Raw genomic sequence first — 6,565 nt, forward strand, 5'->3', positions numbered from 1 at the left:
CCCGACCGCGCCGGCGCCGACCGTCTGCGCCTCCAGCAGAGGCATCACGACGTGGCCGCCCCCGAACACCAGAGCGCCCGCCTCGCCGCCTCCCGCCGGCCGCTCGACGTCGTCGCCATCGCGGCGGCCGCCCTCGTCAACGAGCGCTACCTCGATCGGCGCTTCACCGTCCACCACCTCGCCGCCGAGCTGCGGATGCCCGCCCTGCTGCTGCGGCTGCGGTTCCGCCGCTGCTACGGGCTCGGCCTCGACGAGCACCTCGCCCTCCGCCGACTCGAGCTGGCCGCCGTCCTGATGGCGAGCACCCCCGTCGCTCTCGGCGGCCTCGACCGCATCGCCCGGGGCTCCGGCTACCGGGGCACCGCCGAGCTGGACCGCGACCACCGGAGGCACCGCCGGTCCTCCGCGCTGGCCGCCTGGTTCCGGGCCGCCCCGCGTCCCGAGCGCGAGCATCGGCCCGGCACCCGGCCCGAGGAGGAGCTGCTCGCCGCAGCGCCGGGTGCTGCGACTCCGGCCCGCCCCAGCAGCATCCGCTCGGCACCGGTCACCCCGCTGAGGCGCCGCGCCTGAGCCCGGCCGCGGAGCGGTACAGTGCCACGATGCGCACCTCCGGAACCCGCCGATGACGGCCGTCCGCTACGTCGCGATCGGCGATTCCTTCACCGAGGGCGTCGGCGACGAGCGGCCGGACGGCACCACGCGCGGCTGGGCCGATCTGACGGCCGCGGGATGGGCGGCGGCCACGGGCGAGCGGATCGAGTACGCCAATCTCGCGATCCGGGGCCGGCTCATCGCGCCGATCCTCGCCGAGCAGCTCGAGCCCGCGCTCGCCCTGGGCCCGACCCACCTCTCCTTCAACGGAGGCGGCAACGACATGCTGCGCCCGCGGGCCGACATCGAGCGGATCGCCGACGCCTACCTCCGCGTCCTCGAGCGCTGCGACGAGCAGGGCGTCGTGCTGATCGCCCTGGCCGGCGCCGACCCGTCGCCGCGGCTCCCGCTCGGCTCGCTCATCCGCCGCCGCGGGGACGCGCTGACCGACGCCGTCCTGCGCCGGACGAGCCACCGGACCGACGTGGTCGTCGCCGACAACTGGCACGACCCCGCTTTCGCCGATCCGGCGCTGTGGTCGGAGGACCGCCTGCACCTCGGCCCGCGGGGGCACCGTCGGGTGGCCGACCGGGTCCTGCGGGCGCTCGGGCTCACGCCGCCCGCCGCGCTGCCCGACGCTCCCGAGGCCGCACTCCGGCGCGGCGGAACCGTGCAGTACTACCGGCAGCACGTCGCGCCGTGGGTGCAGCGCAGGCTCACCGGCACGTCCTCCGGGGACGGCCGCGCCGCGAAGTACGCGGGCTTCGTGCCGATCGACCCGGTCTGACGCCTCCTCCGAGGAGCACGGCCCTCGTTCGACGGGCAGGGATCTCCCCTGAGGCGCTCAGCGGCGACCACTCGTGGCCGCTCAACGGCGTCGAGCGCTCAGTGCCAGCCGTACCGCGCCGAGAGCACCCGGGCGACGGCGTCGTACCGAGCACGCTCCAGAGCTGCTCCTTCGCGGCGCATCCCGGCGGGGTGCACGCGGAACACGCGCTCCGGGTCGACCCAGCTGGGCCGCCCGTCCGGGTCCCAGCCGCCGGTCCCGACGGCCAGGTAGTCGGAGTGCTCCTTCGAGCTCAGCCGCACGGCGAGCACTGTCCCCGACTTCTCGACCGCGAGCACGAGCACCGGGCGGTCCTTGCCGCGGCCGTCGTCCTCCTCGTACGGCACCCAGGTCCAGACGACCTCGCCCGGGTCCGGGTCGCCGTCGGGCGTGGGCGCGTAGCCCAGGCGGACCCCGCGGAGCCGCGACGGGTCGACCTCGACGGTGCGGCCCACTCCGCTCGCGCCCGGGGTCGGCGCCGTCGTGCTCAGGTACGGGCGCTGCGGGCGGGGCCCGGCGTCCGGCCGCGGGGCGACCGCGCGGCCGAGGAGTCGGAGGAGCAGGGACACGACCGAGCGCGAGGAGGGCACCCCGGAACCCTAGCCCGGATCCGCGGCCGCCCGCCCGCGGGGGCGCGCCCGGCGGTCGCCCGGCCCGGACGCGCCGACGGGGTGCCGGCTCCGGAGAGCCGGCACCCCGTCGGGTGCTGCGGAGGAGGGGGTCAGTCCGCCAGGACGTAGCCCGCCTCGCCGTGGATGGCCGTGTCGATGCCGGCGATCTCGTCCTCGTTCTTCACGCGGAAGCCCATCGTCTTCTGGATGATCCAGCCGATGAGGAGCGTCATGACGAAGGAGTAGGCGAGGACGGTGAAGGCCGCGAGGGCCTGCTTGCCGAGCTGGCTCGCGTCGCCGGTGAGGAACAGGCCCACGCCGGTGCCGAAGAAGCCGATGTAGAGCGTTCCGATGAGGCCGCCGACCAGGTGCACGCCGACCACGTCGAGCGAGTCGTCGTAGCCGAGGCGGTACTTGAGGTCGATCGCCAGGGCGCAGACGGCTCCGGTGATGACGCCCAGGACGATCGCCCAGAACGGCGACAGGCTGGCGCACGCCGGGGTGATCGCGACGAGGCCCGCGACCGCGCCCGAGGCGGCGCCGATCGAGGTGGGCTTGCCGTCCTTGATCTTCTCGACGACGAGCCAGCCGAGGATCGCGGCGGCCGGAGCGGCGATGGTGTTGAGGAAGGCGACGGCCGCGATGCCGTCGGCGGCGAGCTCGGAGCCGGCGTTGAAGCCGAACCAGCCGAACCACAGCAGTCCGGCGCCCAGGAGCACGAACGGCGGGTTGTGCGGCTGGTGCGCGCCCTTGGTGAAGTTGACGCGCTTGCCGAGCACCAGGGCGAGGGCGAGGGCCGCCGCTCCGGCGTTGATGTGGACGGCGGTGCCGCCCGCGAAGTCGATCGCGCCGACGCCGTAGGCGATCCAGCCGCCGTCGACGACGGTGGCGTCGTCGCCGAGGGTGAAGTTGAAGACCCACGAGGCGACCGGGAAGTAAACGACGGTGGCCCAGACGCCGGCGAAGACCATCCAGGCCCCGAACTTCGCGCGGTCCGCGATGGCGCCGGAGATGAGCGCGACGGTGATGATCGCGAACGTCGCCTGGAACGCGGCGAAGGCCAGCGTCGGGTAGGCCGACGTCTGCTCGCCGAGTGCGTCGTTGTAGATGCCCTGCAGGCCGATCTGGGCGGTGTCGATGCCGAGGACGCCGTCGATGCCGACGAAGGTGTCGGTCCCCGCGGGGCCGGACGGGCCGTTGCCGAACGCGATCGCGTAGCCGTACAGGACCCAGAGGACCCCGATGAGGCCCATGGCTCCGAAGCTGAGCATCATCATGCTGATGACGCTCTTCGCACGCACCAGGCCGCCGTAGAAGAAGGCGAGCCCGGGGGTCATGAGCAGGACCAGCGCGGCTGCGATGAGCAGGAACGCGGTATTGCCTTGATCCATTGTTGAACCTCTCGTGAGTGTGCAGAGAAAAGCCCGGAGCGAGGACGCTGCGTCGGAGCACGGCCTGGAGACACGCGGGTGTCGGGTCACCTCGGGTAGCCGACAGTCTGGTGGCGCGAGGTTTCGTCCCGTGAGGCACCGCGTTTCGCGGAGGTTACGGCCGAGGCCCCTGTGTAAAAAGCGCGTTACGGCGCGCTGGCGGACGGCACGACGACGACCCCGGGAACGCCGGGAGGAGAGCGGATCCGCCCCTAGGAGCGGGGCGCCATCGAGGTGAGCGCGATGAGCCGCGACATCGAGCGCAGGTACTTCTTGCGGTAGCCGCCGCTCAGCATGTCGCCGCCGAAGACCTCGTCGAGGGGCGTCCCGGAGGCGAGGACCGGGATCTGCGCGTCGTAGACCCGGTCGATGAAGGCCACGAGGCGCAGGGCGTCGGTCTGGTCGGTCAGAGCGGTGACGCCCCGGAGCACGATGGTGTCGACGCCGTCGATCACCTTGATGTAGCGGGAGGGGTGCACGGTGCCCAGGTGGTGCACGGCGTCCGCGAACGGGTCGTCGGTGACGACGGAGCCGGCGGGGGCGGCCGCGACGAGAGCGTCGATCTCCTCGTCGGTGCGCACCACGGCGTGGCCCTCGATGTCGCGGCGCCGGTAGTCGGTGCCGTCGATCCGCATCGTCTCGAAGTGGGCGGCCATCGACTGGATCTCGCGGAGGAAGTCCGCCGCGGCGAAGCGCCCCTCGCCCAGCGCGTTGGGCGGGGTGTTCGAGGTCGCGGCGATGCGGCTCCCGGAGGCGACGAGCTCGCCGAGGAGCCGCGTCATCAGCATCGTGTCGCCCGGGTCGTCCAGCTCGAACTCGTCGATGCACAGCAGCGCCGAGCCCTTGAGGAGCGAGACGGTCGCCGCGTAGCCGAGCGCGCCGACGAGCGCGGTGTACTCGATGAACGTCCCGAAGTAGGTGCGGCCCGGCACCGCGTGCCAGATCGCCGCGAGCAGGTGGGTCTTGCCGACGCCGAAGCCGCCGTCGAGGTACACGCCCGGCTTGACCGCGGGGGCCTTCTTCCGGCCGAAGCCCAGGAAGCCGCCTCCGCCTCCCTTGGATCCGCCGCCGGCGGCGAACGCGCGCAGAGCCTCCACCGCGTCGGCCTGCGAGGGGTACTCCGGGTCGGGACGGTAGCTCTCGAAGGTGGCGCCCTCGAACTGGCGCGGGGGCACCAGCGTCGACGCGATCTCGTGCCCGCTGATCTGGGGCGAGCGGGCGGTCAGGCTGCTCGTCGATCGGACGTCGTCGGGGCTCACTCGCGTCTCGCATCCTGCGCACGGCGGGGGTCAGTGCGCTCAGTGGCGGCGGCCGCACCGGGCACGGAGCCGCCGCGGTTCTGTGTCGAACTCTTACGGCGCCCTCCGTGCGGCGTCGTCCGCGGACGCGTACTGTCGCTGAAGGGCGGGCTCCAGCGTAGCCCGCCGTGGAATCACGCCCGCGCTCCGCGCACCATCCTGGAGGTCCTCCTTGTCCGTCGAAACCGATCCGTCGCCGAAGTTCGCCTCCTACGCGCACCCCGAACGGCTCGTCAGCGCCGACTGGCTCGAGCAGCGCCTCGGCACTCCCGGTCTCGTCGTCGTCGAGTCCGACGAGGACGTCCTGCTCTACGAGACCGGCCACATCCCCGGCTCCGTCAAGATCGACTGGCACACCGACCTCAACGACCCGGTGCAGCGCGACTACATCGACGGCGCCGCGTTCGCCGCGCTCGTCGGCGGCAAGGGCATCGCCCGCGACACCACCGTCGTCGTCTACGGCGACAAGAACAACTGGTGGGCCGCCTACGCGCTCTGGGTCTTCACCCTCTTCGGTCACGAGGACGTCCGTCTGCTCGACGGCGGCCGCGACAAGTGGCTCGCCGAGGGCCGCCCGACGACCACGGACGCCTCCTCCCCGGAGCCCGCCGAGTACCCCGTCGTCGAACGCAGCGACGCCGAGATCCGCGCCTTCAAGGACGACGTCCTCGCGCACTTCGGCAACCCGCTGATCGACGTCCGCTCCCCGGAGGAGTTCACCGGGCAGCGCACCACGGCGCCGGCCTACCCGGAGGAGGGCGCGCTGCGCGCCGGTCACATCCCCAGCGCGCAGAACGTGCCCTGGGGCAGGGCCGCCGCCGAGGACGGCACCTTCCGCCCCCTCGACGAGCTGAACGGCATCTACCGCGAGGGCGCGGGGCTGAAGGACGGCGACTCCGTCATCGCCTACTGCCGGATCGGCGAGCGCTCCGCCCACACCTGGTTCGTGCTGACCCACCTCCTCGGCTTCGAGGGCGTCCGCAACTACGACGGCTCCTGGACCGAGTGGGGCAGCGCCGTCCGCGTCCCGATCGTGCAGGGCGCCGAGCCCGGCGAGGCCCCCGCGGCCCGCTGACGCGTCACGGCGGAGGCCGGGAGCGCCGATCCGCCCGTCGACGGGCCGGATCCGGGCTCCCGGCCTCCGCTGCGACCGCCCGCCGCCCCTCCCCCGATGAGACACTGGACCGGATGACCGACACCACGCTCCCCGACGCTCTGCGCGACATCCGCGAGGAGTTCCTCGCCCTCGAGAAGCCGGAGCGCCTGCAGCTCCTGCTCGAGTTCTCGAACGAGCTCCCCGACCTGCCCGAGCGCTACCGCGACCACCCGGACCTCTTCGAGCGCGTGGAGGAGTGCCAGGCGCCCGTCTTCATCGTCGTCGACGTCGAGGGCGGGATCGTGCACCTGCACGCCACGGCTCCTCGCGAGGCGCCCACGACGCGCGGCTTCGCGTCGATCCTGGCGCAGGGCCTGGCCGGGCTCACCCCCGAGCAGGTGCTCGCCGTCCCCGACGACTTCCCGCAGACCATCGGCCTCTCGGAGGCGGTCTCGCCTTTGCGCCTGCGCGGCATGACCGCGTTGCTCGGCCGCACCAAGCGGCAGGTCCGCGCGCACCTGGCCGCATGATCCTCCGGCCGCTCGTCCCCGCCGGTCCGCCGATCGTGATCGGCGAGGAGGGCGCGCGAGCGGCGGTCGCGGACGCCTGGCGTCCCGACGAGGCGGTGCGCGTGCGCCTGAACATGATCGCGAGCGTCACCGGCTCCAGCACCGGCTCCGACGGAACCAGCGAGACGCTCACCAACCGCGTCG

At 73.2% G+C, this 6,565-nt stretch carries 7 protein-coding genes and 1 pseudogene; 5 read left to right on the forward strand and 3 right to left on the reverse strand.

Going from position 1 to position 6,565, the window contains the following annotated elements:
* The coding region (locus tag C5C82_RS16475; RefSeq protein WP_219814860.1) for a hypothetical protein at positions 1 to 570 on the forward strand (570 nt) is incomplete at its 5' end.
* Positions 571 to 622: 52 nt separating this feature from the next.
* Positions 623 to 1,378: an SGNH/GDSL hydrolase family protein gene (locus tag C5C82_RS16480; RefSeq protein WP_104292079.1), complete on the forward strand. Its 756-nt coding sequence runs from the start codon at positions 623 to 625 to the stop codon at positions 1,376 to 1,378.
* A gap of 98 nt (positions 1,379 to 1,476) precedes the next feature.
* Here the strand turns inward: C5C82_RS16480 and C5C82_RS16485 are convergent, their stop codons facing one another.
* From C5C82_RS16485 to zapE, 3 genes are all read right to left on the reverse strand, one after another.
* The gene (locus C5C82_RS16485; RefSeq protein ID WP_167299028.1) at positions 1,477 to 2,007 is read right to left on the reverse strand and encodes a type II toxin-antitoxin system PemK/MazF family toxin; all 531 of its coding nucleotides are present in this window, start codon (positions 2,005 to 2,007) and stop codon (positions 1,477 to 1,479) included.
* Between the two features lie 131 nt (positions 2,008 to 2,138).
* Positions 2,139 to 3,419 (reverse strand): ammonium transporter, encoded by a 1,281-nt coding sequence (locus tag C5C82_RS16490; protein ID WP_104222080.1) that lies wholly within the window; start codon positions 3,417 to 3,419, stop codon positions 2,139 to 2,141.
* Between the two features lie 251 nt (positions 3,420 to 3,670).
* Positions 3,671 to 4,717 (reverse strand): cell division protein ZapE, encoded by a 1,047-nt coding sequence (gene zapE / locus C5C82_RS16495; RefSeq protein WP_104309983.1) that lies wholly within the window; start codon positions 4,715 to 4,717, stop codon positions 3,671 to 3,673.
* 211 nt (positions 4,718 to 4,928) lie between these two features.
* On the opposite strand from zapE, the gene C5C82_RS16500 reads away from it, so the two are divergent.
* The 3 genes and pseudogenes from C5C82_RS16500 to C5C82_RS16510 all read left to right on the forward strand — a co-directional run.
* Positions 4,929 to 5,831 (forward strand): sulfurtransferase, encoded by a 903-nt coding sequence (locus C5C82_RS16500; protein WP_104232576.1) that lies wholly within the window; start codon positions 4,929 to 4,931, stop codon positions 5,829 to 5,831.
* Between the two features lie 113 nt (positions 5,832 to 5,944).
* Positions 5,945 to 6,382 carry a SufE family protein gene (locus tag C5C82_RS16505; RefSeq protein ID WP_104222086.1) on the forward strand — a complete coding sequence of 146 codons (438 nt, stop codon included), beginning with the start codon at positions 5,945 to 5,947 and terminating at the stop codon, positions 6,380 to 6,382.
* Positions 6,379 to 6,565, forward strand: a pseudogene (locus C5C82_RS16510) (hypothetical protein); the annotation flags it as partial. The gene C5C82_RS16505 and the pseudogene C5C82_RS16510, both read left to right, overlap by 4 nt.

Source organism: Rathayibacter sp. AY1D5 (assembly GCF_002932515.1).
Classification (GTDB): Bacteria; Actinomycetota; Actinomycetes; order Actinomycetales; family Microbacteriaceae; genus Rathayibacter.